This window comes from Streptomyces sp. NPDC002564 (assembly GCF_042889645.1).
Lineage (GTDB): Bacteria > Actinomycetota > Actinomycetes > Streptomycetales > Streptomycetaceae > Streptomyces.
The window spans coordinates 238,469-263,812 of the sequence record NZ_JBIARE010000001.1 but is presented as its reverse complement, the minus strand read 5'-3'; the positions used below and the strand labels follow the sequence as shown (position 1 = coordinate 263,812).

The window sequence follows — 25,344 nt, the reverse complement described above, 5'->3', positions numbered from 1 at the left end:
GGCCCGCCTCCTGCCCGGCGCCGAGATGCGCCAACTCCTCTTCTGGCGCTACCTGTTGACCTACCGCGCACCCGCCGGGAACTGACCGGACCCCAGGGCGTGTCCCTGACACCACACGGCGTCGGACCGGGGGGACACGCATGGCCATGCCGGATCACGGCACGCACCAGGACCTGAACCGCGCGGGACCCCGGAGCTCCGCCGCGTACGTGGGCTCGGGCCTGCTCCTCGGCCTGTACGCGGCCGCGGGGGCGGGCTGGATCGGCTACGAGGTGGACCGCCGCGGCGCGGACGGCGGCGACTTCGTCCGGGCGCTGTACGACCCGCTCGTCCCGTTCACCCCGTGGGCGCAGACCCCGCCGGACTGGGCGCTGCTCGCCGCCGCGCTCGTCTTCGGCGGGATCGCGGTGGCCCGGCGCCGGGTGGCGCGCGGCGCACTGATGTTCGTCGCGGTGTTCCTGGTCGCCCTCGCCCTGCGGGAGCTGGTGGGCGTCGCCGCCTCCTCGACCTACCGCGAGCTGCTGCGGCGCTCCGAGTACGGCAGGCTGCTGGCCGGCTTCCGGGCGCTCGGCCTCGTCGTGGGCGTCGCGACGCTGGTCGCGATGGCACGGGCGGGCCGCAGGGCCACCGCCCCGGCCGCCCACGCCCCGTGGACGCCCTCCGCGCCGACCGACGCCCCCGCTCCCCCGCCGCCGTCGTACGGCCCTCCACACCCCTCGTACGGCTCGTACGGCCCGTACGGACCGCCGCCCGTGCCGCCCCGCCCGGCCGGTGCGCGGGCGGGGCTCACCACCGCCGGGGTCTGCCTGCTGCTGTCCGGCGCGGTGTCGGTGGCCTGGCTGATCCACCGCCTGACCCGGCCGCAGGTCTTCCTGGTGGGCGGCTCACCGGACGCCGGGGCGAGCGGCTTCTTCCGGGACGCGGTCGACGCCTCGTACTCCGCGTCGGTCCCGTACGCCTTCCACACCCTGGCCTTCGCCCTCGCGCCCTGCGTGGTCGCGGGGCTGCTGCTGGCGGGGCGGCCGGCGGGCCGGGGCGCGGGGCTCGCGCTGGCGTCCGTGCTGCTCTACCTGGACGGGCGCACGCTGTACTCGCTCGTGTCCGACGGCCACCTCGACCAGTACGTCGAGACCACGCAGGGCACCCTGGCGGTGCTGTCGACGCTGTGCACGGCGGCCCTGTCCCTGGTGACGGTCCCGGCCCTGCTCAGCGCCCGGGAGCCGTGAGGCCCGGGGCCCGTGCGGTGCGCCGCCGGACCGGACCTAGCGCTCCTCGACCGACTCGAACCGCCAGCGGTGCACCGGCCGCGTCACGAGGTCCGCGGCGGGCTCCGGCAGTTCGGGCAGGTCGGCGTCCGGCGCCGCGTCCCACCAGGTGATGACGAGCACCCGGTCCTGCGGCGCCCGGAACGTCTCCCGGCGCAGCGGCTCGCCGTCACCGGCGGGCCGCTGCTCCCGTGCCCAGGCGAGCAGGTCGGCGCCCCGGCCCTCGACGGCACGGGCCTCCCACATCAGCGCGACCGTCACGAGTACAGGTTCTCCTTGCTGACCTCGTGCACGTGGTCGTGACCGTGCGCGTGCCCGGGCACGTGCGGCTCCGTCACCGGCAGCGAGGAGTCCGCCGACAGGTCCCAGGAGGAGGCCGAGCGGTTGCGGGCGACCATCTCGGCGCCGAGGGCCGCGACCATCGCACCGTTGTCGGTGCACAGCTTCGGCCGGGGCACCCGCAGCCGGATCCCGGCCTTCTCGCACCGCTCCTGGGCGAGCGCCCGCAGCCGCGAGTTGGCGGCCACGCCGCCGCCGATCATGAGGTGGTCGACGCCCTCGTCCTTGCAGGCCCGCACGGCCTTGCGGGTCAGCACGTCGACGACGGCCTCCTGGAAGGACGCCGACACGTCCCGCACCGGCACGTCCTCTCCCGCGGCCCGCTTCGCCTCGATCCAGCGGGCGACGGACGTCTTGAGCCCGGAGAAGGAGAAGTCGTAGGGAGCGTCCCGCGGGCCGGTGAGCCCGCGCGGGAAGGCGATGGCCTCCGGGTCGCCCTCGCGCGCGTACCGGTCGATGACGGGACCGCCGGGGAAGCCGAGGTTCAGCACCCGCGCGATCTTGTCGAAGGCCTCGCCCGCCGCGTCGTCGATGGTCGAGCCGAGCGGCCGCACGTCGGAGGTGATGTCGGTGGACAGCAGCAGCGAGGAGTGACCGCCGGACACCAGGAGCGCCATCGTCGGCTCGGGCAGCGGCCCGTGCTCCAGCTGGTCCACGCAGATGTGCGAGGCGAGGTGGTTCACGCCGTAGAGCGGCTTGCCGAGCGCGTACGCGTACGCCTTGGCGGCCGAGACGCCGACGAGCAGCGCGCCCGCGAGGCCGGGCCCCGCGGTCACCGAGATGCCGTCGAGGTCCCGGGCGCTCACCCCCGCCTCCTTCAGGGCGCGGTCGATGGTCGGCACCATCGCCTCCAGGTGCGCGCGGGAGGCGACCTCGGGCACGACGCCGCCGAAGCGGGCGTGCTCGTCGACGCTGGAGGCGACGGCGTCCGCGAGCAGCGTGGTGCCGCGGACGATGCCGACGCCGGTCTCGTCGCAGGAGGTCTCGATGCCGAGGACGAGGGGTTCGTCGCGCGGGTCAGCCATGAATCTCGGTTCCTTGTACGCCGGTTGCGGGGGTGGAGGGATCGGTGCGGCGCATGACCAGCGCGTCCACGTTGCCGGGCTGGTAGTAGCCGCGCCGGAAGCCGATGGGCTCGAAGCCGAAGCGCTCGTAGAGCTTCTGGGCCCGGGTGTTGTCCACCCGCACCTCCAGCATCACCTCGGTGCGCTCGTAGGCGGTCGCGGCGCGCAGCAGGTCGGTGAGCAGCCGGGCGCCCAGGCCGGTGCCCCAGTGGTCGCGGGCCACCGCGATGGTCTGCACGTCGGCGACGTCGCCGGAGGCGTCCAGCCCCGCGTAGCCGACGAGGCGGTCGCCGTCGACGGCGACGACGTAGTGGCGGGTGGCCAGCGGCCCGCGCGCGTGGGCGAGCTCGGACCAGAACATGCCGCGCGACCAGGCGTCGTCCGGGAAGAGCTCCTTCTCCAGGACGAACACCGCGTCGATGTCCCACCAGCGCATCCCGCGCAGCACGGCGGCGTCGGTCACCGGGGTCGCCTCGGTCACTTCGGGGTGACCACCTTGTAGTTCTTGGGCACCTGCGCGTCGGGCCTGCGCAGGTACAGCGGACGCGGCTCCAGGAGCTCCTCGCCGGCCGCGAGCCGCTCGGCGGCCAGGGCGGCGAGCGCGGCGGCCGACACGTGCTCGGGCGCGCGGGCGTCGGGGAAGGTGTCGGGGTAGAGCAGCGCGCCCGCGCCGACCGCGGGCAGGCCCGCGACGTCCGCGGCGATGTCCGCGGGCCGGTCGACGGCGGGGCCGCCGGCGCGGGTGCGGGCGTCGTCGTAACGCGCCCAGTAGACCTCCTTGCGGCGGGCGTCGGTGGCGACCACGAAGGGGCCGTCGATGCCGGACGCGTACGCGAGGCCGTCCAGCGTGCACACGCCGTGCACGGGGACGCCGAGCGCGAGGCCGAAGGTGTCGGCGGTCATCAGGCCGACGCGCAGCCCGGTGTAGGGGCCGGGGCCCACGCCGACGACGATGTCGGTGACGGCGTCGAGTCCGAGGCCCGCCTCGGCGAGCACCCGGTCGACGGCGGGCAGGAGCAGTTCGCCGTGCCGCCGGGCGTCGACCTGGCTCGACTCCGCGACGGAGGAGGAGCCGTCGTGCAGGGCGACGGTGACGGCGGGCGTTGCGGTATCCAGAGCGAGCAAGAGCACGCGAACAGCCTACGGCTCCGGCGCCCGCCGCACGGCCGCCTCCGGCATGGGGTGCGGCTGCCCGGGGATGGGGCACGCCTGCTGCTACCGTCACTGCGTAGCCGTACGCAGTACGAAGAGGTGGGTGGCGCAAGGTGTCAAGGAGCAGCTCGGGATTCGTGGCCGGGCTCACCGCCGCTGCCGTCGCCGCGGTCGGTTTCCTCGCCTATCAGGCCTCGGCCAGCGCACCGGACGGGCTCAAGCACCCGGACAAGACGCCCACCGCGGCCCCCCGCTCCCCCAAGGACAAGAAGAACCCGACGGCGGTGCCCGCGCAGTCCGGTTCCGGCAAGCGGGTCGTGTACTCGCTGGAGGACGACCGCGTCTGGCTGGTCGAGCAGTCCGGGAAGCCGCAGATCACCTTCAAGGTCACGCCGGGCACGGTCGACCCGGCCCCGGGGACCTACACCGTCAGCTCCCGCTCCGGATCGGTCACCGGCACGGACGGCAAGCCGATCGAGCACGTCGTGCGGTTCACCACGGTCGACGGCATCGCGATCGGTTTCAGCGCGGCCGTCGACGGCTCGACGCCGAAGCCGGACCCGTCGCAGAAGACCGGCGGCATCCGTGAGTCGCGCGCGCACGGCGACGCGATGTGGCAGTTCGCCGTGATCAGTCAGAAGGTCGTCGTCGTTCCGTAGGACATGCCGGTGGGCACGCCGGTGAACACGTCACCCGGCGGGCCGCTCGCCGGCGCGCACATCACCCGTAGGGGCGTCCCCCGCGGGGACCGGGTCGCACGGAGGTGTGGAGACCGCGCTCGCGGCGGCACACGAGGCCAGCAGGTCGCTCATCGACAGCTGCGAGACGTCCACACCGGCCGACGGTCCCGGCAGCACGGGCGGCTGCGGCTGTACGTCACGTTCTGAAGCCGACATGGATGCCTCCTGGGGCTCCGGGGGCAGACGTGGTTAGGTAGACCTAACCAGGACCGGTATCCATGTGACCACGCGCGACACACGCAACGCAACATTTTGCCGACGTCTTGTCGGAACGTTCGGGTGAACGTACGAGAGCGGCCCGGGCCGAAGGGCCCGGGCCGGCGGTGATACGGGGGGGGTCAGGCCGACAGCGCCGCCAGGTCCGCGTCGGCCCAGCGCTGCCCGAGGCCGGTGAGCGTCACCTCGCGCACCTCGTCCGTCGTGTCGCCCACGGCGCGGTCGATGACGACGTGCAGCCGGTCGTCCGAGAGCTCCTCGACCTTGCCGTCGCCCCACTCCACGACGACCACCGAGTCGGGCAGCGAGACGTCGAGGTCCAGGTCCTCCATCTCGTCGAGCCCGCCGCCCAGGCGGTACGCGTCGACGTGCACCAGCGCCGGTCCGGCGCCGAGCGGGGGGTGCACGCGGGCGATGACGAAGGTCGGCGAGGTGACGGCGCCGCGCACGCCCAGCCCCTCGCCCAGGCCGCGGGTCAGCGTCGTCTTGCCCGCGCCGAGCTCGCCGGTGAGCATGACGAGGTCGCCGGGGCGCAGCGTGGTGGCCAGGCGCCGGCCCAACTCACCCATCTGCTCCGGGGAGTTGACGGTGATCTTGAGTACGGTTGCGGGGGCCTGGCGGTGCGGTGCTTCCATACCGCCCACGGTAGCCGCTGACGGGCCCCGCACCGGCCCGCGAGGGCGCACACCGCCGCGCCGGGGGACGCCCGGGCCGCCGCGCGGACGTCAGCCGCCGACCCGGCCCTCGCGGTCGGCCGCCGGGGCCGCGCCGACCCGCCCGAGCAGGTCCGCGAGGCGGTCCGTGACCACCTCCGGGTGCTCCAGCATGACCAGGTGCCCGGCGTCCGGGACCAGGACGAGCTCGGCGTCCGGCAGCAGGTCGGCGATCGCCTCGCTGTGCTCGCTCGGCGTGATCAGGTCCTTGTCCCCGGCGAGCACCAGCACCGGCAGCTCGGCGAAGTGCTTGAGCGCGGCCGCCTTGTCGTGCTCGGCGAACGCCGGGTAGAACTCGGCGACCACGTCGATCGGGGTCGCCTCGATCATCCGCTCCGCGAAGCGGGCGATGGCCGGGTCCACGTCCCTGCGCGAGAACGAGTAGCGCTTGATGACGCCCGCGAAGAGGTCGGCGGTGGCCCGGCGGCCCTTCTCCACCAGCTCGGCCTGGGAGCCCAGCGCCCGCAGCACGCCCGGCAGCACCCGCCGGACCGCGTTCATCCCGGCGACCGGGAGGCCGAAATTCACCTGTCCGAGCTGTCCCGACGACGTGCCGACCAGGGCGACGCCCACCACGCGCTCACGGATCAGCTCGGGGAACTGGTCGGCGAGCGCCATGGTCGTCATGCCGCCCATGGAGTGCCCGACGAGGACGAGCGGCCCCTCGGGCGCGGCCGCGTCGATGACGGCCTTCAGGTCCCGGCCCAGCTGGTCGATGGAGACCGGCACGCCGTGCTCCAGCTGGTCGACGCCGCGCGCCGAGCGGGCGTGGCTGCGCTGGTCCCAGTAGACCGCGCGGACCACACCGCGCAGCGCGGCCCGCTGGAAGTGCCAGGAGTCCTGGCTCAGGCAGTAGCCGTGGCTGAAGACGACGGTGACCGGCGCGGGGTCCCGGCGGCCGAAGAGCCTGCGCCGGCGCGGCCCCTGCTCGCTGTCCGCCTCGGCCTCCTCGACCTCGTAGGACAGCTCGGTGCCGTCGTCCGCGTACGCCGTGCCGGGCATGCCGCGCAGCGAGCCGTAGGGCCCCGAGGCGTCGAGCGCCAGGCGCGCCTTCTTGCGCATGCCGCGGCCCACGGTGAGCCGTTCTATGGCCACCCCGGCGGCCGCGCCCGCGGCGATGACACCTATCGCGGCGCCCGCCACCCCGGCCCGGCGCCAGTTCCCGGCCGCGTCGGCGGCCTGTGCCACCGCCTCCGCCGCGGCCGCCCCCGTGCTGCTCTCGCTCACGTGCCGCTCCTCGTCCGTTCCTGGTCAGTCCTCGTCGGGCCGCTCGGTCCCGGTCAGGCCGCGGGCCGCTCGTCCGGCTCGGGCCGCTCGTTCAGATAGACGCGCGGGACGCGCGATCCGATGCGGGTGACGATCTCGTACGCGATGGTGCCGGACGCCTGCGCCCAGTCCTCCGCCGTCGGCTCGCCCCCGTCGCCCGGGCCGAACAGCACGGCGGGCGCGCCCACCTCCGGCTCGTCCCCGCCGAGGTCGACGACGAACTGGTCCATCGCGACCCGGCCGGCGACCGTCCGCCACTTGCCGCCGACCAGGACCGGGGCGGTGCCGGAGGCGTGGCGCGGGATGCCGTCGCCGTATCCGGCGGGGACCAGGCCGAGGGTCGTCTCGCCCGGGGTCACGTAGTGGTGGCCGTAGCTCACGCCGTGCCCGCCCGGGGCGTGCTTGACGTGGGCGAGCGAGGCGGTGAGCGTCATCACGGGACGCAGCCCGAAGTCCTGCGGGGTGCCCAGCTCGGGGCTCGGCGAGATGCCGTACATCGCGATGCCCGGGCGGACGAGGTCGAAGTGCGTCTCCGGGAGCGTGAGCGTGCCCGGGGAGTTGGCGATGTGCCGCACCTCGGGGCGTATGCCCCGCTCCTCGGCGTACGCCACCATCTCGCGGAAGACCTGGAGCTGGGCGGCGGTGGCGGGGTGCCCCGGCTCGTCGGCACAGGCGAAGTGCGACCACAGGCCGGTGACCTCGACCAGGCCCTCGGCCTCGGCGCGCAGCGCGGCGGCGACCAGCTCGGGCCAGTCGGCGGGCAGGCAGCCGTTGCGCCCCAGGCCCGTGTCGGCCTTGAGCTGGATGCGGGCGGTCCGGCCCGTCGCGCGCGCCGCCCCGCTCACCTCGCGCAGCGCCCACAGGGCGCTCACCGACATGTCCAGATCGGCCTCGATGCCCTCGCGCCAGGGGCCGCCCGGCGTCCACAGCCAGCACATGATCCGGCCCGGCAGGCCCGCGGCGCGCACCGCGAGCGCCTCCTCCGGCGTGGCGGTGCCGATCCAGGTGGCGCCCGCGTCCCGGGCGGCCCGCGCGCAGGCCAGCATTCCGTGGCCGTAGCCGTCCGCCTTCACCACGGCCATGAACGCGGCGTCCGGCGCGTGGGCGCGCAACGAGCGCACGTTGGCGCGGAGGGCGGCGAGGTCGATCTCGGCGCGGACACGGAAAGGGGCTGTCTCGTTCATCGCGGACAAGTGTCTCAGAGGCCGCCGACAGCCCCCGCTCCCGCGGGTCCTGGCACCGGCTCAGGTGCCCGGCTTGCGTCCCCACACGTAGACGCGGTCGCCCTTGTCGAGGGTCTTCCACAGCAGGCGGGCGTCGGCGAGCCGCAGGTTCACGCAGCCCCGCGAGCCGGGCGGGCTGTACACGTTGCCGTAGATGGCGTGGAAGGCCTGCCCGCGGTTGAAGAACTGGCTGTACGGCATGGGGGTGTCGTACAGCGACGACCAGTGGTTCTTGTGCTTCCAGTAGACCTTGTGCCAGCCGGTGCGGGTCGGGTACCCGGCGCGTCCGGTGCGGATCGGCACCGGGCCGAGCAGCCGCTTCTTGCCCTTCTGCACCCACATCAGCTGCCGGGTCAGGTCGACGCAGGCCAGGCGGTACGCGCGCGGGGGGCACTTCTTGGCGGCGTTCGGGTTCTTGCGGGCCGAGATCAGCCGCATCCGGGCCCAGGTGACCGGTCCGGCGAACCCGGTCGCGGGCCGGATGCCCTCCTTGCGCTGGAAGGCGCGGACGGCCCGGCAGTCGGCGGCGGACTGCTTGCCGTCCACCGGCCGCTTGAGCCAGCGCTCCACCTGGCGCTGGTAGGGGCCGGTGCTCCTGGTGCAGGCCGGCGCGGCCTTGGTGGCGACCTCGCCGCGCGGCACGTACTCGACGAGGTCGTCGGCGGCGGCGGGCGCGTCCATGGGCTCGATCGCGTCCTCGGCGGCGCTTGGCGTGTACACGTGCGGCGGCAGCGCCTGGTCCGGGGTGTCCAGCTGCCACGGGTGGGGGGACGCGGAGGGGATGCCGGGAACCAGCGCGGCGGTCCCGGGGGCCGCGGGCCGCGGCGGCGCGGGGTCCGCGGACGCGGGGACGGCCGGCAGGGCCGCGGCGAGGGCGAGCAGCACGGGGAGGCCGCGCTGTGCTGTCTTACTGATCATGCGATGAGCGAACCCCGGCCCCGTGCCGCGCGGCCGTCAGCCGCGCGGGGGCGTCACTCGAAGGGCCCCGGACAACTCCCGCGGACGCGCCACCGGGACCCGCCGGCCGGCCGCACGGGGCCCGCCGTCCGGCACCGGGCCCCAGGGGGTGTCGGACGCCCCCTAGGGCCTGCGGGCCTCCCGCCAGGCGGCGGGGATCGCGTCGGCCACGTCCTGCGCGGCCACCGGCGCGCCGTCCGCCGCGTGCCGCCCGGCGAGCCCGTGCAGGTACGCGCCGACGGTGCCCGCGTCCCGCGCGTCGAGCCCGGCGGCCAGCAGCGCCCCGGCGAGCCCGGACAGCACGTCGCCGCTGCCCGCGGTGGCGAGCCACGGCGTCCCCGTCGGGTTGACGCGCACGGCGCCCCGCTCCGACGCGACGAGCGTCGTCGACCCCTTGAGCAGCACCGTCGCCCCGTACCGCCGCGCCAGCTCCCGTACGGCGGCGAGCCGTCCCGCCTCGACCTCCGCGCGGTCGACGCCGAGCAGCGCGGCGGCCTCACCGGCGTGCGGCGTCAGGAGGGTCGGCGCGCTGCGCGCCCGCACCCGCGCCTCCCCCGCGAGCCGCAGCCCGTCGGCGTCGATCAGCACCGGCACGTCGGCGGCGACCACGTCCCGCAGCCGCTCCTCGTCGTCCCCGAGGCCGGGCCCGGCGACCCAGGCCTGCACCCGCCCGGCCCCGGCGGGCGGGCCCGTGGACACCAGCGCCTCGGGGAAGCGCGCGACGACGGCGTCCGCGGCGGGGCCCACGTACCGCACGGCGCCCGCGCCCCCGCGCAGCGCGCCCGCGACGGCGAGCACGGCGGCGCCCGGATAGCGCGCGGACCCGGCGACGATCCCGACGACACCGCGCCGGTACTTGTCGCTCTCGCCGCCCGGCACCGGCAGCAGCGGCGCGATGTCCGCGAACTGCGGGGCCTGCGCCACGCACGCGTCCGCGGCGAGGTCGAGGCCGATGTCGACGAGGCGGACGACACCGGCGTACTCCCGGGCCGGATCGATGAGCAGCCCCGGCTTGTACGCGCCGAACGTGACCGTCACATCGGCGCGGACGGCGTGCCCCGGCACCTCTCCCGTGTCGGCGTCGACGCCGCTGGGCAGGTCCACCGCCACGACCGTCGCGTCCCGCACCGCTCCCACGAGCCGGACGGCGGTCTCCCGCAGCCCGCCGCGCCCGCCGATGCCCACGATCCCGTCGACCACGAGCCGCGCCCCGCCGACCATCGCCTCGGCCCGCGGGTCGTCGGCGTCCACCACGACGGCCCCGGCGGCCCGCAGGGCGGCGAGACCGCCGGCGTGCGCGCGGGCCGGGTCGAGCAGCACGGCGCCGACGCCCGCGCCCCTGCGGGCCAGCCGGGCCCCGGCGTACAGGGCGTCGCCGCCGTTGTCCCCGCTGCCCACCAGCAACGCCACCCGCGAGCCGTACACCTTGCCCAGCAGCCGGGCGCATACGGCGGCGAGGCCGGCGGCGGCGCGCTGCATCAACGCGCCCTCGGGCCCCCGGGCCATCAGCACGCGCTCCCCGGACCTGACGCTCTCCACGCTGTACGCATTACGCATGCGTCCAGTCTGCCCGCCGCCGCACGGCCCGGCCGGTGGATCGCGTGCGGGACCCCTAGCCCTCCGCGATCACCACGGCCGACGCGACCCCCGCGTCGTGGCTCAGCGAGACGTGCCAGGTCCGCACCCCCAGGGCCGCGGCCCTGTCCGCCACCGTCCCGCTCACCCGCACCCGCGGCTGTCCGCTCTCCTCGACGAACACCTCCGCGTCCGTCCAGCGCAGCCCGCCCGGCGCCCCCAGCGCCTTCGCCAGCGCCTCCTTCGCGGCGAACCGCGCCGCCAGCGAGGCGATGCCCCGCCGCTCCCCGCCCGGCAGCAGCAGCTCGTCCGCGACGAACAGCCGATCCGCCATCCCCGGGGTCCGCTCCAGCGCGGCCCCGAACCGCTCGATCTCCGCCACGTCGATGCCGACCCCGATAATCACCGGCCCAGCGTGACACACCCCACGCCCCACCCCGCCCCCCGTCCCGTTCAAACAGCCGTAACAATGGACTGTGATCTCTTCGGTCTCTGTGCCCCCGACGGCACCGCGGAGCGCCCACCGGCAGAAGCCGGAGGCGACTCCCTACGTCGACCTCACCCGCACCGAGTGGAGCGCGCTTCGCGAGAAGACGCCTCTGCCGCTCACGGCGGAGGAGGTGGAGCAGTTGCGCGGCCTCGGCGACGTCATCGACCTGGACGAGGTCCGCGACATCTACCTGCCGCTCTCCCGCCTCCTGAACCTGTACGTGGGCGCGACGGACGGCCTGCGCGGCGCCCTGAACACCTTCCTCGGCGAGAAGGGCTCCCAGTCCGGCACGCCCTTCGTCATAGGGGTCGCCGGGTCCGTGGCCGTGGGCAAGTCCACCGTCGCCCGCCTCCTGCAGGCGCTGCTCTCCCGCTGGCCGGAGCACCCGCGCGTGGAGCGCGTCACGACCGACGGCTTCCTGCTGCCCACCCAGGAGCTGGAGGCCCGCGGCCTGATGTCGCGCAAGGGCTTCCCCGAGTCGTACGACCGGCGCGCCCTGACCCGCTTCGTCGCGGACATCAAGGCCGGCAAGGACGAGGTGACGGCGCCCGTCTACTCCCACCTGATCTACGACATCGTGCCGGGCCGGCGCCTCACGGTCCGCCGTCCGGACATCCTCATCGTCGAGGGCCTGAACGTCCTGCAGCCCGCGCTGCCCGGCAAGGACGGCCGCACCCGGGTGGGCCTCGCGGACTACTTCGACTTCAGCGTGTACGTCGACGCGCGCGCCGACGACATCGAGCGCTGGTACCTGAACCGCTTCAAGAAGCTGCGCCAGACGGCGTTCCAGGACCCCTCCTCGTACTTCCGCAAGTACACCCAGGTGTCGGAGGAGGAGGCCCTCGACTACGCCCGCACCACCTGGCGCACCATCAACAAGCTGAACCTCGTGGAGAACGTGGCGCCCACCCGCAGCCGCGCCACCCTCGTCGTGCGCAAGGGCCCCGACCACAAGGTGCAACGCCTGAGCCTGCGCAAACTCTGACACCCCGTCACCGGCACGGCACGGCTAACCTGCGCACATGCTGCACCTGCGCCTGATCACCCCGCCCGGGACGACCGAGGAGGTGGTGCGCCTGATCGAGTCCACGGTCGGCACCGCCCATCTCGCGGTGGTCCCCGGCGCCGCCCGCGACCCGGCGGGCGACGTCGTCCTGTGCGACGTGGCCCGGGAGGCGGGCGACGAGCTGATCGGCGGTCTGCGCGCGCTCGGCATCGACGAGTCGGGCTCGATCGCGGTGCAGAACATCGACCTGTCGCTGTCCCACCGCGCCGACCGGGCGGAGGACGACGCGCCGGGCGAGGGTGCGGACGCGGTGCTCTGGGAGCACCTGGCCGACGCGACGCACGAGGAGTCGACGCTCTCGGTCACCTACGTCGCGTTCCTCACGATCGCCACGATGATCGCGGCCTGCGGCGTCGTGCTCGACAACGCGATCCTGATCGTGGGCGCGATGGCCGTGGGGCCGGAGTTCGGCCCGCTCGCCGGGTTCTGCACGGCGCTGGTGCGGCGCGCGCCGCGGCTCGCGGTGCGGGCGCTGACCGCGCTGCTCGTGGGCTTCGCGGCGGCGATGGTGGCGACCGTCGCCTTCAGCTACGCGATGGACGCGATGGACCTGTTCAGCGCGGGCGCCCTCAAGGCGGAGCGGCCGAACACGAACTTCATCTACCGCCCCGACTGGTTCTCGTTCGTGGTGGCGGTCCTCGCGGGCGCGGCGGGCATGCTCTCGCTCACGTCGGCGAAGTCGGGCGCCCTGGTGGGCGTGGCGATCTCGGTGACGACGGTCCCGGCGGCGGCGAACGCCGCGGTCGCCTTCAGCTACGCCGAGTACCGCCAGGCCTGGGGCTCCACCGAGCAGTTGCTCCTGAACCTGCTCGGCATCGTCCTCGCGGGCACGCTCACGCTGCTGGCCCAGAAGCTCTTCTGGTCCCTGCAGCGCGAGCGCACCGCGCGCGGCCGTGCGGGCGGACGGGCCCGCGGGGGCGCCCGCTAGCCCAGCGCCGACTTCACGACGTCGGCCAGGCGTCCGGCGACGGACCGCGCCTGCTCGATGTCGGCGGCCTCGACCATGACCCGCACCAGCGGCTCGGTGCCGGAGGGGCGCAGCAGCACCCGGCCGGTCGTGCCCAGCTCGCGCTCGGCCTCCGCGACGGCCGCGGACAGCTCCGCGGAGGTCTTCACCCGGGACTTGTCGACGTCGGGCACGTTGACCAGGACCTGCGGCAGGCGCTCCATGACGCTCGCGAGGTCGGCCAGCGAGCGGCCCGTCTCGGCGACGCGCGCCGCGAGCAGCAGCCCGGTCAGCGTGCCGTCACCGGTGGTCGCGTGGTCGAGGATGATCACGTGCCCGGACTGCTCGCCGCCGAGGGCGTAGCCGTGCTCCTTCATCGACTCCAGGACGTACCGGTCGCCGACGGCCGTCTGCACCAGGGAGAGGCCCTGGCCCTCCATGGCGAGCTTGAAGCCGAGGTTGGACATGACCGTGGCGACGATCGTCTCGTGCCGCAGCGTGCCGTGCTCGCGCATGGCGAGGGCCAGCACCGCGAGGATCTGGTCGCCGTCGATCTCGGCGCCCGTGTGGTCCACGGCCAGGCAGCGGTCGGCGTCCCCGTCGTGCGCGACGCCGAAGTCGGCCCGGTGCTCGACGACGGCGGCCTTGAGCAGGTCGAGGTGCGTGGACCCGCAGCCGTCGTTGATGTTCAGGCCGTCGGGCTGGGCGCCGATCGTGATGACCTCGGCACCGGCGCGCGCGAAGGCCTCGGGCGAGACGCGGGCGGCGGCGCCGTGCGCCTCGTCCAGGACGATCTTCAGGCCGTCGAGGCGGTTCGGCAGGACGCCGATGAGGTGCGCCACGTACTGGTCGAGGCCCTGGTCGTACGACTTGACGCGGCCGACGCCCGAACCGGTGGGCCGCTGCCAGGGGGCGCCGGTGCGGTGCTCCTCGTAGACGGACTCGATGCGGTCCTCCAGCTCGTCGGCGAGCTTGTGGCCGCCGCGGGCGAAGAACTTGATGCCGTTGTCGGGCATGGCGTTGTGGCTGGCGGAGAGCATCACACCGAGGTCGGCGCCCAGCGCACCGGTGAGATGCGCCACCGCGGGGGTGGGCAGCACACCGACGCGCAGGACGTCCACGCCCGCGCTCGCGAGGCCCGCGACGACCGCGGCCTCCAGGAACTCCCCGGACGCGCGCGGGTCACGCCCGACCACCGCCACCGGGCGATGGCCCTCAAAGGTGCCCGCCTCGGCCAGTACGTGCGCCGCCGCCACGGAGAGTCCGAGCGCGAGCTCGGCCGTCAGATCCGCGTTGGCGACACCGCGCACGCCGTCCGTGCCGAAGAGTCGTCCCACTGCTGTCCTCCGAACGTTCCAGAAAAACCATGAACCCCTGGAAAGAGAGTCCCAGGGTCAAGACAGTCCCAGGGTCCCAGGGGTTCCTGATAGACGAACGCCCCGGCAGCACGGTGAGTGCCGCCGGGGCGAACGAGAAGTACGAGCAGGCAGCGATTAGCGCTTGCTGTACTGCGGGGCCTTGCGGGCCTTCTTGAGACCGGCCTTCTTGCGCTCGACCGCACGGTCGTCACGCTTGAGGTAACCGGCCTTCTTGAGGGCGCCACGGTTGTTCTCGACGTCGGCCTCGTTCAGCGCGCGGGCGACACCGAGACGGAGCGCACCGGCCTGACCGGAGACGCCGCCACCCGAGATGCGGGCGATGACGTCGTAGCGGCCGTCGAGCTCGAGCACCTTGAAGGGCTCGTTGACTTCCTGCTGGTGGACCTTGTTCGGGAAGTAGTCCTCGAGCGTACGCCCGTTGACCTTCCACTTGCCGGTGCCCGGGACGATCCGGACGCGGGCGATGGCGTTCTTGCGACGGCCCAGGCCGGCGGCCGGCTGCGGGTCGCCGAAGCGCGCGGCGTTCGACTCCGAGGTGTACTCGCCCTCGACGGGCGCGTCGGACTCGGTGGTGTACTGCTCGACGTCAACAACCTCGGTCTCTTCGACCGGCTGCTCAACGGTGGTCTCGGCCACGATTCTCCTCAGATTTCTTTTCGTCTTAGGGGGTGGCCGGAACTACTGCGCGACCTGGGTGATCTCGAACGGGACCGGCTGCTGAGCGCCGTGCGGGTGCTGGTCGCCCGCGTAGACCTTCAGCTTCGAGAGCATCTGACGGCCGAGGGTGTTCTTGGGGAGCATGCCCTTGACGGCCTTCTCGATGGCCTTCTCGGGGTTCTTCTCCAGCAGCTCGTCGTAACGAACGGAGCGCAGACCGCCCGGGTAACCGGAGTGGCGGTACGCCATCTTCTGGGTCTTCTTGTTGCCGGAGAGGTGCACCTTCTCCGCGTTGATGATGATGACGAAGTCACCGGTGTCAACGTGGGGGGCGTAGATCGCCTTGTGCTTGCCCCGCAGGAGGGAGGCGGCGGTGGTCGCCAGACGCCCCAGGACGATGTCCTGAGCGTCAATGACGTGCCACTGGCGGGTCACATCGCCGGGCTTGGGGCTGTACGTACGCACTTCGTAGCCTTCGCTTCTTCAGTGGATGGGGTCCAGACACACGGCACCCCAGAAGCGATCATGCAGCTGGGGCTCACAATGCCGGGGACGCTGCCCGTATGCGAGCCACTGGTAACTGCTCCAGGGAACCTACGTATGGGCCCTTCGCGTGAGAACGACGACACCAATACGCATAACAATCTCCGAGAGTACCCGCGCCGACCCGTACGGGTCAAAACGCGGACCTGGAGACCGGCACCGCCGGCTCCACCGTCCCGGGGGCCTGTCCCCTCCAGCGTAACGGGCCCCCGCTTGCCGCGGCACACGCCGAGGTCACGGGCCTCGCCCCGCCCGGCTCACCGGCGGCCCGCCGCCTCCCCGGCCCGCTCCCCCGCCGCCCGCCGCCCCTGCGGCACCGCCCCGTCCCGCGCCCCGCGCTCCCCCGCGGCCGCACCGGTCACGCACGCCCACCCGGCCGTGGCGGCCAGCAGGCAGAGCGTGACCGCGTCCTTGAAGGCCCGCCGCGTCCCCGGTTCGAGCCCCGGCCACCCGAAGCCCGGCACCTGCGGCACCAGCGCCACCCAGAACCAGGGGCGGCGCGCCACCGCCCCCGGCGTCAGCGCCCCCGCGAGGAGCAGCGGAAGGACCACCAGGAGGTAGTGGTCGTAGGAGGGCCGGGAGACGAGAAAGGCCGAAAGCATCAGCATCACGGCGCAATCCACCACCCTCGCCGGCCCCGCGTCCCCCCGCTCCCACCGCCGCCAGGCACACCACAGCCCGGCCAGCGCCGCACACCCGGCCAGCAGCGTGGCCCCCGCCTGCGGCACCCCCAGCCGCGCGAGCACCGCGGAGGGGGACGCCTCGTAGAGCCGGACGAAGGAGTCCTCGCCGCGCAGCAGGAAGGGCAGCGTCCGCGTGAAGAACCCGGCCGGGTCCGGCATCAGGAGCGCCGCGCCCACCGACACCACCGCGGGCACGCCGACCGCGACGGCGAGCGCCCGCCACCTGCGGGCGAGGACGAAGAGCAGGACGACGGGCGCGAGCAGCGGCTTGACCGCGACCGCGGCCCCGATGACGAGCGCCGCCGCCACCCACCGCCCGCGGCAGGCCAGGAGCAGGGCGAGCGGCAGGGCGGCCGCGGAGCCCACCGTCCAGTTGCCGAGCTGCACCAGGTGCCCGAACGGCGCGAAGCCGAGCGCGAGCGCCAGCAGTCCGTACGCCGCGAACCGGCTGCGCCACGCCACCCCGTGGATCCGCAGCGCGCACGCCCAGCCGACGACGAGCCCCGCGCTCACCCCGGCGGGGACCAGGTAGCGCACCACCGCCGTCGGCAGCAGCGCCTGCGGCACCGCGGCGAGCACGGCGCCGGGCAGATAGAGGAAGTGCCGGTCGGCGTAGGGCGAGCGGCCCGCGAGCCACGCGTCGGCGGCCCGCACCACGATGGCGTTGTCCATCCCGCCGTCCGGGGCGTGCATCCCGGTCCGCACGACGGCGGCGCCGAGCACCACCGCGAGCACCCACCGGACATGCCGCCCGGCCGGCTCCGCCAACCACCCGACAACCGCCCCTTTGCCCGTTTCCATACGCCTCAGGCTAGGCCTGCGGCCCCCCGCGACCCGGGCTCAACATTCCCGAACGCCCGTCTAAGATGCGGCCCATGAGCTTTGGGCAAGGGGGACCTCAGTGGGGTCCGGGCACAACGGGCGGACCCGGCGGCGGGCCCACGCCCGACTGGGCGGCGATGGCCGAGGCGTCCGAGGCGCGCACCCGCCGCCGCAAGTGGCTGCTGATCGGCGGCGGCGCGCTCGCCACGGTCGGCATCGCGGCCGCCGTGGCCATCACGGTCGTCTCCGCGAACAGCGACGAACCCTCCGCGTCGAACAAGCCCGCGAGCGAGCTGCCGACGGCCGCGGACATCCCCGGCGCGAGCAAGGAGGCCGAGCCGTCCTTCGAGGCGACCACGCCGCCGCCCCCGCCGGACCCCAAGGACTTCATCTCCAGCGCCAGGAAGGACAAGGCGCCGCTCACCCCCGAAGGCCTCTTCCCCGGCTCGTCCTGGCGCACCGGCGAGCGCCTCTACAAGAAGGGCCCCACGGACAGCACCACGAAGTGCGCGTCCGTCGCCCAGGCCGCCCTCGGCTCGATCCTCGCCAAGAACGACTGCACGCGCCTGATCCGGGCCAGCTATCTGCGGGGCGGCATCGCGGTCACGGTCGGCGTCGCCGTCTTCGACACCTCGGCCGACGCCGCGAAGGTCAAGGACCAGGTCAAGAAGGGCCTGGTCGACTCGCTCTCCGGCAAGGGCGTGCCCGCCTTCTGCCGGACCGGCGTGTGCCGCGGCACGTACAACGCCTACGGCCGCTACGCCTACTTCACCACCACCGGCTACACCAGCGGCAAGGACGTGACGACGGGCGACACCAAGGCGTACGGCGTCGGCGACGACCTGGCCCGCTTCGCCTTCCAGCGCATCAACCAGCGGGGCGAGGCGCAGGCATCGGCCGCCGCCGAGGCCCCGCAGTAGTCCGCGGGGACGGTGCCGGGCCGGGGGTCAGCAGCAGCCGGCCCCGGGCAGCGTCCGCTTGTTGCGCGCCTCCTTGGCGCGCGCGGCGAGCAGCTCGTCGGCCGGGTAGCCGACCTCTTCGAGGGTGAGCCCGTGCGGCCGCACGACGTGCACGGCGGAGTCCCGCACGCCCGCCGCGAGCACCTCGGCGGGCCAGTCCACGGGCCGGTGCCCGTCCCCCACAAACAGCATGGCGCCGACCAGCGAGCGCACCATGTTGTGGCAGAACGCGTCGGCCCGCACGGTCGCCTCCAGGATGCCGTCGGGCCGCCGCTCCCACCGCAGCTCCTGGAGCGTACGGATGGTCGTGGCGCCCTCGCGCTTCTTGCAGTAGGCCGCGAAGTCGTGCTCGCCGACGAGCTTCTCGGCGGCGGCGTTCATGGCGTCCATGTCCAACGCCCAGTCGTGCCACAGCACATGGCCGCGCAGCAGCGGGTCGACGCCGCCCGGGTGGTCCGTCACGCGGTACGCGTAGCGCCGCCAGACCGCCGCGAACCGCGCGTTGAACCCGGCGGGGGCCTCGGCCACCCGCCACACCCGCACGTCGTGCGGCAGCCGTCCCGCGAGCCTGCGCAGCAGCTTGTCGTGGTGCTCGTCCCACACGGCCTGCGGCAGATCCACGTGCGCGACCTGCCCGCGCGCGTGCACCCCGCTGTCGGTCCGCCCGGCCACGGTCAGCTCGTACGTCTCCTGCGACCGCGTCACGGTCCGCAGCGCCGCCTCGATCTCGCCCTGGACGGTCCGCTGCCCCTGGCGCTGCTTGGCCCAGCCGGAGAAGTCCCTGCCGTCGTAGGAAAGGTCAAGACGCACCCGCACGAACCCGGGCTCTACTTCATCGCTCACAGGGGGATCCTCTCAGGCAACGAAAAAGCGGGCCCACCCCGGCAAGGGGCGGGCCCGCGACGCGCCCCCGAAGGGACGCGGGGAAGAACGCTTACGCGTCCTTCGACTCCTCGGCAGCCTCGTCGGCCTTGGCCGTGTCGACCTTGGCGTCGGTGGCCTCGGTGTCCTTGGCGGCACGCTTGGTGGCGGCCTCGGCCTCACCGGTGGCCTCCTGGGCCACGGTCAGGCCCTCCACCAGCTCGATGATCGCCATGGGCGCGTTGTCGCCACGACGGTTACCGATCTTGGTGATGCGGGTGTAACCACCGGGGCGGTTCTCGTAGCGCGGGCCGATCTCCGTGAAGAGCGTGTGCACGATGCTCTTGTCGGTGATGACGGACAGCACCTGGCGGCGGTTGTGAAGGTCACCCTTCTTCGCCTTGGTGACCAGACGCTCCGCGTACGGGCGCAGGCGACGGGCCTTCGCCTCGGTGGTGGTGATGCGGCCGTACTCGAAGAGCTGCTTGGCGAGGTTCGCCAGGAGCAGCTTCTCGTGCGCGGCGCTGCCGCCCAGACGGGCACCCTTGGTGGGCTTCGGCATGGTGTTTCTCCTTGATGTCTGCCCCGGCCGTATCAGGTACCGGGGTCAGTGGACCGCGCCCCGTAAGGGGCGCGGGGAACTGCGCGACCGGCCGAGGCGGGCCTGCAGCCAAAATCAGACCTAGTACTGCTCGGTCTCGACGAAACCGGCGTCCGCGTCGTCGTCCGCGCCGAACGCGTCGGCCGCGGCGGTCGGGTCGAAGCCGGGGGGCGAGTCCTTGAGGGCCAGGCCCATGCCGTTGAGCTTCATCTTGACCTCGTCGATCGACTTCGCACCGAAGTTGCGAATGTCGAGCAGGTCCGCCTCGGAGCGGGCGACGAGCTCGCCGACCGAGTGGATGCCCTCGCGCTTGAGGCAGTTGTACGACCGGACCGTGAGCTCGAGCTCCTCGATCGGCAGCGCCAGATCGGCGGCCAGGGCGGCGTCCGTCGGGGACGGACCCATGTCGATGCCCTCGGCGTCGATGTTCAGCTCGCGGGCGAGACCGAACAGCTCGACCAGGGTCTTGCCGGCCGACGCCATGGCGTCACGGGGACGCATGGCCTGCTTCGTCTCGACGTCGACGATCAGCTTGTCGAAGTCGGTCCGCTGCTCGACACGCGTGGCCTCGACCTTGTACGTGACCTTGAGGACCGGCGAGTAGATCGAGTCGACCGGGATGCGGCCGATCTCCTGGCCGACCTGCTTGTTCTGCACGGCGGAGACGTAGCCGCGGCCGCGCTCCACGGTCAGCTCCATCTCCAGCTTGCCCTTGCCGTTGAGCGTGGCGAGGACGAGGTCGGGGTTGTGCACCTCGACACCGGCCGGGGGCGCGATGTCGGCGGCGGTGACCAGACCCGGGCCCTGCTTGCGCAGGTACATCACGACCGGCTCGTCGTGCTCCGAGGAGACGACCAGCTGCTTGATGTTCAGGATGAGGTCGGTGACGTCCTCCTTGACGCCCGGCACGGTGGTGAACTCGTGCAGGACACCGTCGATGCGGATGCTGGTGACAGCAGCGCCGGGGATCGACGAGAGGAGGGTGCGGCGGAGGGAGTTGCCGAGGGTGTAGCCGAAGCCCGGCTCCAGCGGCTCGATCACGAACCGGGAGCGGAATTCGTCGACGACCTCTTCGGTCAACGAGGGACGCTGAGCGATCAGCATGAAGTGATTCCTTCAGTCAGGGGCACCCACTATTTGATGCCCTGAGTAGTACAAGGGTACGGGCGGTACGGCCCCGAAGAGCCATACCGCCCGAAAACCTCAAGTCAAGCGACGTGCGTCAGACGCGGCGACGCTTGGGCGGACGGCAGCCGTTGTGCGGCGTGGGCGTCACGTCCTGGATCGAGCCGACCTCGAGGCCGGTCGCCTGCAGGGAGCGGATCGCGGTCTCACGACCGGAGCCCGGGCCCTTGACGAAGACGTCGACCTTGCGCATGCCGTGCTCCTGGGCGCGACGGGCAGCCGACTCGGCGGCCATCTGCGCGGCGAACGGCGTGGACTTGCGCGAGCCCTTGAAACCGACGTGGCCGGCGGAGGCCCACGAGATCACGTTGCCGGTCGGGTCCGTGATGGACACGATCGTGTTGTTGAACGTGCTCTTGATGTGAGCGTGCCCGTGGGCGACGTTCTTCTTTTCCTTGCGGCGCACCTTCTTGGCAGCGCCCTGACGACCCTTGGGGGGCATCTATAACTCCTACGGGAGGTGGTCGGTCCTGCAGCGTCAGCTGTCGATAGACCGCTGAGCGAGGACTACTTCTTGCCCGGCTTCTTCTTACCGGCGATGGCGCGACGCGGGCCCTTGCGGGTGCGGGCGTTCGTGCTGGTGCGCTGACCGCGGACGGGCAGACCACGACGGTGACGGAGACCCTGGTAGCAACCGATCTCGACCTTGCGGCGGATGTCGGCCTGGATCTCGCGACGGAGGTCACCCTCGGTCTTGATGTTGGCGTCCACGTACTCACGGATCTTGACGAGGTCTTCCTCGGTCAGGTCCCGAACGCGGGTGTTGCGGTCCACCTCGGTGGCGTCCAGCGTCTGCTGGGCCAGCGTGCGACCGATGCCGAACACGTAGGTGAGGGCGACCTCGATGCGCTTTTCGCGCGGGAGATCAACGCCTTCAACGCGTGCCATTCATGGCTCCTGTTGATTCTTCGGAGGTCTTCAGCAGAACCACTCCCAGCCGCCGTCCTCTGTGCGAGTCGGTACGTCCTGGGTCCCCGGCCTCCGACCGGGGGTGTCGCCCTCCATGACCGATGGATCTGAAGAGGGACGGGTGCTGCGTATCTACTTACGTGCGTCGCGCGAAAATCTGCGAACTGCAGTCGTGCGTCAGCCCTGGCGCTGCTTGTGGCGCGGGTTGTCGCAGATGATCATGACCCGGCCGTGACGGCGGATCACCCTGCACTTGTCGCAGATCTTCTTGACGCTCGGCTTGACCTTCATTGGGTGAGGTTCTCCGGGTCAGTGCCACCACCCCGCGTGAGCGGGATGCGGGCAAGATCTACTTGTACCGGTAGACGATCCGGCCACGCGTCAGGTCGTACGGAGACAGCTCCACCACGACCCGGTCGTCAGGGAGGATGCGGATGTAGTGCATGCGCATCTTGCCGCTGATGTGTGCCAGGACCTGGTGGCCGTTCTGGAGCTCCACCTTGAACATGGCGTTCGGAAGAGACTCGACGACAGTGCCTTCGATCTCGATGGCACCTTGCTTCTTGGCCACGCTTCGCCCTTCGAATCGACTACCTTGATCGGCGACGTACTTCCTTGTGTCCGAATACAGACACACGGATGCACGAGAGCCGACGCGTCAGTCTACGTCAGTGCACTCGGAAAGACGAATCGAGAAAGTCTGCCCCACGACGAAGATCCTTAAGCAGGGCGGGCACTCCACCGGCCCATCCCCCGCGCGGCCGGACTCACCCCAGCGGGTCGGGCGCGACGGTGACCCCGTACTCCGCGAGCTTCGCCCGCCCGCAGTCCGGCGCGGTCAGCACGATCGGGCCCTCCTCGGTCAGCGCGACCGAGTGCTCCCAGTGCGAGGACCAGGAGCCGTCCGTCGTGATGACGGTCCAGTCGTCCTCCAGGACCTCCGTGCGGGGGGTGCCGAGGGACACCATCGGCTCGATGGCCAGGCAGAAGCCGGGCACCAGCTTCGGGCCCTTGCCCCGGCGGCGCTCGACGTAGTTCAGGAGGTGCGGGTCCATGTGCATCTCGGTGCCGATGCCGTGGCCGCCGTAGTCCTCGACGATGCCGTACTTGCCGCCGCCCGGCTTGGGCTGCCGGCGGATGTAGGTCTCGATGGCGCGGGAGATGTCCACGAGGCGGTTGCCCTGCTTCATGGCGGCCAGCCCGGCCCACATCGACTCCTCGGTCACCCGGGAGAGCTCGATCAGCTCCGGAGCGTGACCGGTGCCCACGAAGGCGGTGTAGGCGGCGTCGCCGTGCCAGCCGTCGATGATCGCGCCCGCGTCGATGGAGATGATGTCGCCGTCCTTGAGGACGGTCTTGTCGTCGGGGATGCCGTGCACGACGACCTCGTTGACCGACGTGCAGATCGTGGCGGGGAAACCGCCGTACCCGAGGAAGTTCGACTTGGCGCCGTGCTCGTCGATCACCTTGCGGGCGACCTCGTCCAGGTCCCTCGTGGTGGCGCCGGGCACCGCGGCCTCGCGGGTCGCGGCGTGGATCGCGGCGACGACAAGGCCCGCCTCACGCATCTTCGCGATCTGCTCGGGGGTCTTGATCTGCACCATGGGGCTTCCGCTCTCCGTCATCCGTCCAACGACCGGCCACCTGCACGGACCGGCCACGTACACAACAGTACGGCCGCGGTCCCCCGAAGGGCACCGCGGCCGAGACAGCGTACAGCGTACGACTACTGGTCGCCCTTGAGGGCTTCCATCGCCCGCGCGGTGACCTCGTCGACCTTGCCCAGCGCCGAGATCGTCACGACCAGACCCTGGGTCCGGTAGTAGTCGATGATCGGCTCGGTCTGGGTGTGGTAGACCTCGAGACGCTTGCGGACGGTGTCCTCGCTGTCGTCCTCGCGCTGGTACAGCTCCCCGCCGCAGACGTCGCAGACGCCCTCCTGCTTCGGCTGGGAGTACGTCACGTGGAAGACGTGGCTGGAGTCCTTGCGGCAGATGCGACGGCCCGCGATCCGCTTCACGACCTCGTCCTCGGGGACCTCCAGGTCCAGGACGGCGTCCAGCTTCACGTCGTCGGCCTTGAGGGCCACGTCCAGCGCCTCGGCCTGCGACACGTTCCGCGGGAAGCCGTCGAGCAGGAAGCCGTTCTCGGCGTCCGGCTGCGCCATGCGGTCCTTCGCCATGCCGATGGTCACCTCGTCGGGGACGAGGTTGCCGGCGTCCATGAACGCCTTCGCCTGCTTGCCCAGCTCCGTGCCCTGGCTGATGTTGGCACGGAAGAGGTCGCCCGTGGAGATGTGCGGGATCGACAGGTTCTTGGCGAGGAACGCGGCCTGCGTTCCCTTGCCCGCACCGGGCGGCCCGACGAGGACGATTCGCATCAGCGGAGGAACCCTTCGTAATTGCGCTGCTGGAGCTGGCTCTCGATCTGCTTCACGGTTTCCAGACCCACACCCACGATGATCAGGATGCTCGTCCCGCCGAACGGGAAGTTCTGGTTCGCCTGGAAGCCCACCAACGCCATCGTCGGCACAAGAGCGATCAGACCCAGGTACAGCGAACCCGGCCAGGTGATCCGGTTGAGTACGTAGCTCAGATACTCAGCGGTCGGTCGGCCAGCCCGGATGCCCGGGATGAAGCCACCATACTTCTTCATGTTGTCGGCGACTTCCTCGGGGTTGAAGGAGATCGCGACGTAGAAGAAGGCGAAGAAGACGATCAGGATGAAGTACGTGGCGATGTAAATCGGGTGGTCACCCTTGGTGAGGTTCGCCTCGATCCACGTCTTCCACCCCGAATTGCCGCCCGCGAACTGAGCGACCAGCGCCGGAATGTAGAGCAGCGACGAGGCAAAGATCACAGGGATGATGCCCGCCTGGTTGACCTTCAGCGGAATGTAGGTCGACGTGCCGCCGTAGGAACGACGGCCGATCATGCGCTTCGCGTACTGGACCGGAATCCGGCGCTGCGCCTGCTCGACGAAGACCACCAGACCGACCATGACGAGACCGACCGCGATGACGGTGCCGAACTCGATCCAGCCACCGGCCAGGTCGCCCTGCTCCTTGATGGCCCACAGGGCGCTCGGGAAGGTCGCGGCGATCGAGATGAACATCAGGATCGACATGCCGTTACCGATGCCGCGGTCGGTGATGAGCTCACCGAGCCACATGACACAGGCCGTACCGGCGGTCATCGTGATGACCATCGTGACGGTGACGAAGATCGACTGGTCGGGGACGATCTCGCTGGCGACGGGGCAGCCCTGGAAGAGGGTGCCCGTGCGGGCGGTGGCCACCAGGCCGGTGCCCTGCAGGATCGCGAGCGCGATGGTCAGATAGCGCGTGTACTGCGTGATCTTCGCTGTGCCGGCCTGGCCCTCCTTCTTGAGGGCCTCGAGTCGCGGGATCACCACGGTCAGCAGCTGCAGAATGATGCTCGCCGTGATGTACGGCATGATGCCGAGCGCGAAGATCGTGATCTGCAGCAGCGCGCCGCCGCTGAACATGTTGACGAGACCGAACAGGCCCTGGTTCGCATTGGCGTTGTCAATGCAGACCTGGACGTTCCTGTAGTCGACGCCGGGAATCGGCACATGGGTGCCGACCCGGTAGATCACGATGATGCCGAGCGTGAAGAGCAGCTTCTTGCGCAGGTCGGGCGTCTTGAACGCCCGGGCGAACGCGGTGAGCACGGTGCCTCCTGCGACCCCCGCGCGCGTGCGCCAGAGGTGG

The 25,344-nt window shown here is 72.1% G+C and carries 30 protein-coding genes; 5 read left to right on the top strand and 25 right to left on the bottom strand.

Features of this window, described 5'->3' with window-relative positions; genetic code table 11:
- Positions 1–140: 140 nt before the first annotated feature.
- Complete coding sequence (locus tag ACFYXE_RS01360; protein WP_389307806.1) at positions 141–1,226, top strand: hypothetical protein; 1,086 nt, start codon at positions 141–143, stop codon at positions 1,224–1,226.
- A 36-nt stretch (positions 1,227–1,262) separates the two neighbouring features.
- On the opposite strand, the gene ACFYXE_RS01355 is transcribed toward ACFYXE_RS01360, so the two are convergent.
- From ACFYXE_RS01355 to tsaB, 4 genes are read right to left on the bottom strand one after another with little or no spacing between them, the layout of a single operon-like run.
- Complete coding sequence (locus tag ACFYXE_RS01355; RefSeq protein ID WP_389307804.1) at positions 1,263–1,526, bottom strand: hypothetical protein; 264 nt, start codon at positions 1,524–1,526, stop codon at positions 1,263–1,265.
- A complete protein-coding gene (tsaD, locus tag ACFYXE_RS01350) occupies positions 1,523–2,629 on the bottom strand; it encodes a tRNA (adenosine(37)-N6)-threonylcarbamoyltransferase complex transferase subunit TsaD (protein ID WP_361164880.1) in 1,107 nt (368 codons plus the stop codon). The genes ACFYXE_RS01355 and tsaD overlap by 4 nt, the downstream gene beginning before the upstream one ends.
- Positions 2,622–3,104: a ribosomal protein S18-alanine N-acetyltransferase gene (gene rimI, locus ACFYXE_RS01345; RefSeq protein WP_361165118.1), complete on the bottom strand. Its 483-nt coding sequence runs from the start codon at positions 3,102–3,104 to the stop codon at positions 2,622–2,624. Before rimI ends, tsaD begins: the two co-directional genes overlap by 8 nt.
- Positions 3,105–3,145: 41 nt before the next feature.
- Entirely contained in the window at positions 3,146–3,799 is a 654-nt protein-coding gene (gene tsaB / locus ACFYXE_RS01340; RefSeq protein WP_361164883.1) for a tRNA (adenosine(37)-N6)-threonylcarbamoyltransferase complex dimerization subunit type 1 TsaB, read from the bottom strand.
- Between the two features lie 134 nt (positions 3,800–3,933).
- Between tsaB and ACFYXE_RS01335 the strand changes: the two genes are divergently transcribed.
- Positions 3,934–4,479: a hypothetical protein gene (locus ACFYXE_RS01335; RefSeq protein ID WP_389307801.1), complete on the top strand. Its 546-nt coding sequence runs from the start codon at positions 3,934–3,936 to the stop codon at positions 4,477–4,479.
- 30 nt (positions 4,480–4,509) lie between these two features.
- Here ACFYXE_RS01335 and ACFYXE_RS01330 read toward each other — a convergent pair whose 3' ends face one another.
- The 7 genes from ACFYXE_RS01330 to ACFYXE_RS01300 all read right to left on the bottom strand — a co-directional run bounded on the left by ACFYXE_RS01330 (position 4,510) and on the right by ACFYXE_RS01300 (position 10,916).
- Positions 4,510–4,716 carry a hypothetical protein gene (locus ACFYXE_RS01330; RefSeq protein WP_389307799.1) on the bottom strand — a complete coding sequence of 69 codons (207 nt, stop codon included), beginning with the start codon at positions 4,714–4,716 and terminating at the stop codon, positions 4,510–4,512.
- A gap of 182 nt (positions 4,717–4,898) precedes the next feature.
- A complete protein-coding gene (tsaE, locus tag ACFYXE_RS01325; RefSeq protein ID WP_389307797.1) occupies positions 4,899–5,411 on the bottom strand; it encodes a tRNA (adenosine(37)-N6)-threonylcarbamoyltransferase complex ATPase subunit type 1 TsaE in 513 nt (170 codons plus the stop codon).
- A gap of 90 nt (positions 5,412–5,501) precedes the next feature.
- The gene (locus tag ACFYXE_RS01320; RefSeq protein WP_389307795.1) at positions 5,502–6,716 is read right to left on the bottom strand and encodes an alpha/beta fold hydrolase; all 1,215 of its coding nucleotides are present in this window, start codon (positions 6,714–6,716) and stop codon (positions 5,502–5,504) included.
- Positions 6,717–6,769: 53 nt separating this feature from the next.
- Positions 6,770–7,939, bottom strand: coding sequence for an alanine racemase (gene alr, locus ACFYXE_RS01315; protein WP_361164898.1), 1,170 nt, complete (start codon positions 7,937–7,939; stop codon positions 6,770–6,772).
- A gap of 60 nt (positions 7,940–7,999) precedes the next feature.
- Positions 8,000–8,896, bottom strand: a complete 897-nt coding sequence (locus tag ACFYXE_RS01310) for a L,D-transpeptidase family protein (RefSeq protein ID WP_389307792.1) — start codon at positions 8,894–8,896, stop codon at positions 8,000–8,002.
- A 162-nt stretch (positions 8,897–9,058) separates the two neighbouring features.
- Complete coding sequence (locus ACFYXE_RS01305) at positions 9,059–10,492, bottom strand: NAD(P)H-hydrate dehydratase (protein ID WP_361164904.1); 1,434 nt, start codon at positions 10,490–10,492, stop codon at positions 9,059–9,061.
- Positions 10,493–10,547: 55 nt separating this feature from the next.
- Positions 10,548–10,916 carry a holo-ACP synthase gene (locus tag ACFYXE_RS01300; protein WP_389307790.1) on the bottom strand — a complete coding sequence of 123 codons (369 nt, stop codon included), beginning with the start codon at positions 10,914–10,916 and terminating at the stop codon, positions 10,548–10,550.
- Between the two features lie 88 nt (positions 10,917–11,004).
- Here ACFYXE_RS01300 and coaA point away from each other — a divergent pair, with 88 nt between their 5' ends.
- Entirely contained in the window at positions 11,005–11,985 is a 981-nt protein-coding gene (gene coaA / locus ACFYXE_RS01295) for a type I pantothenate kinase (protein ID WP_389307788.1), read from the top strand.
- A 37-nt stretch (positions 11,986–12,022) separates the two neighbouring features.
- On the top strand, positions 12,023–12,994 hold the full coding sequence (locus tag ACFYXE_RS01290; RefSeq protein ID WP_389307786.1) for a DUF389 domain-containing protein: 972 nt from the start codon (positions 12,023–12,025) through the stop codon (positions 12,992–12,994).
- On the opposite strand, the gene glmM is transcribed toward ACFYXE_RS01290, so the two are convergent.
- The 4 genes from glmM to ACFYXE_RS01270 form a co-directional block, all read right to left on the bottom strand.
- Positions 12,991–14,349 (bottom strand): phosphoglucosamine mutase, encoded by a 1,359-nt coding sequence (glmM, locus tag ACFYXE_RS01285; RefSeq protein WP_389307784.1) that lies wholly within the window; start codon positions 14,347–14,349, stop codon positions 12,991–12,993. The two genes, ACFYXE_RS01290 and glmM, sit on opposite strands and share 4 nt — an antisense overlap.
- A gap of 156 nt (positions 14,350–14,505) precedes the next feature.
- Positions 14,506–15,027: a 30S ribosomal protein S9 gene (rpsI, locus tag ACFYXE_RS01280; protein WP_361164918.1), complete on the bottom strand. Its 522-nt coding sequence runs from the start codon at positions 15,025–15,027 to the stop codon at positions 14,506–14,508.
- Between the two features lie 42 nt (positions 15,028–15,069).
- Positions 15,070–15,513 carry a 50S ribosomal protein L13 gene (gene rplM, locus ACFYXE_RS01275; RefSeq protein ID WP_361164921.1) on the bottom strand — a complete coding sequence of 148 codons (444 nt, stop codon included), beginning with the start codon at positions 15,511–15,513 and terminating at the stop codon, positions 15,070–15,072.
- 335 nt (positions 15,514–15,848) lie between these two features.
- Positions 15,849–17,075: a glycosyltransferase family 87 protein gene (locus tag ACFYXE_RS01270; protein WP_389307781.1), complete on the bottom strand. Its 1,227-nt coding sequence runs from the start codon at positions 17,073–17,075 to the stop codon at positions 15,849–15,851.
- Between the two features lie 74 nt (positions 17,076–17,149).
- Between ACFYXE_RS01270 and ACFYXE_RS01265 the strand changes: the two genes are divergently transcribed.
- Positions 17,150–18,016: a hypothetical protein gene (locus tag ACFYXE_RS01265; RefSeq protein ID WP_389307779.1), complete on the top strand. Its 867-nt coding sequence runs from the start codon at positions 17,150–17,152 to the stop codon at positions 18,014–18,016.
- Positions 18,017–18,043: 27 nt separating this feature from the next.
- Here ACFYXE_RS01265 and truA read toward each other — a convergent pair whose 3' ends face one another.
- From truA to secY, 10 genes are all read right to left on the bottom strand, one after another.
- Positions 18,044–18,898, bottom strand: a complete 855-nt coding sequence (truA, locus tag ACFYXE_RS01260; protein WP_389307777.1) for a tRNA pseudouridine(38-40) synthase TruA — start codon at positions 18,896–18,898, stop codon at positions 18,044–18,046.
- Between the two features lie 91 nt (positions 18,899–18,989).
- The gene (gene rplQ / locus ACFYXE_RS01255) at positions 18,990–19,478 is read right to left on the bottom strand and encodes a 50S ribosomal protein L17 (RefSeq protein ID WP_361164933.1); all 489 of its coding nucleotides are present in this window, start codon (positions 19,476–19,478) and stop codon (positions 18,990–18,992) included.
- A gap of 120 nt (positions 19,479–19,598) precedes the next feature.
- Positions 19,599–20,621 carry a DNA-directed RNA polymerase subunit alpha gene (locus ACFYXE_RS01250; protein ID WP_016645160.1) on the bottom strand — a complete coding sequence of 341 codons (1,023 nt, stop codon included), beginning with the start codon at positions 20,619–20,621 and terminating at the stop codon, positions 19,599–19,601.
- A 118-nt stretch (positions 20,622–20,739) separates the two neighbouring features.
- Entirely contained in the window at positions 20,740–21,144 is a 405-nt protein-coding gene (gene rpsK, locus ACFYXE_RS01245; protein WP_003948617.1) for a 30S ribosomal protein S11, read from the bottom strand.
- 65 nt (positions 21,145–21,209) lie between these two features.
- On the bottom strand, positions 21,210–21,590 hold the full coding sequence (gene rpsM, locus ACFYXE_RS01240) for a 30S ribosomal protein S13 (protein WP_030782528.1): 381 nt from the start codon (positions 21,588–21,590) through the stop codon (positions 21,210–21,212).
- Between the two features lie 198 nt (positions 21,591–21,788).
- Complete coding sequence (gene rpmJ / locus ACFYXE_RS01235) at positions 21,789–21,902, bottom strand: 50S ribosomal protein L36 (protein ID WP_003948619.1); 114 nt, start codon at positions 21,900–21,902, stop codon at positions 21,789–21,791.
- A 58-nt stretch (positions 21,903–21,960) separates the two neighbouring features.
- Positions 21,961–22,182: a translation initiation factor IF-1 gene (gene infA / locus ACFYXE_RS01230; RefSeq protein ID WP_003948620.1), complete on the bottom strand. Its 222-nt coding sequence runs from the start codon at positions 22,180–22,182 to the stop codon at positions 21,961–21,963.
- 196 nt (positions 22,183–22,378) lie between these two features.
- Positions 22,379–23,215 (bottom strand): type I methionyl aminopeptidase, encoded by an 837-nt coding sequence (map, locus tag ACFYXE_RS01225; RefSeq protein ID WP_361164938.1) that lies wholly within the window; start codon positions 23,213–23,215, stop codon positions 22,379–22,381.
- 122 nt (positions 23,216–23,337) lie between these two features.
- Entirely contained in the window at positions 23,338–23,991 is a 654-nt protein-coding gene (locus ACFYXE_RS01220; protein WP_361164941.1) for an adenylate kinase, read from the bottom strand.
- The gene (gene secY / locus ACFYXE_RS01215; RefSeq protein WP_389307776.1) at positions 23,991–25,304 is read right to left on the bottom strand and encodes a preprotein translocase subunit SecY; all 1,314 of its coding nucleotides are present in this window, start codon (positions 25,302–25,304) and stop codon (positions 23,991–23,993) included. The genes ACFYXE_RS01220 and secY overlap by 1 nt, the downstream gene beginning before the upstream one ends.
- Between the last annotated feature and the right edge of the window lie 40 nt (positions 25,305–25,344).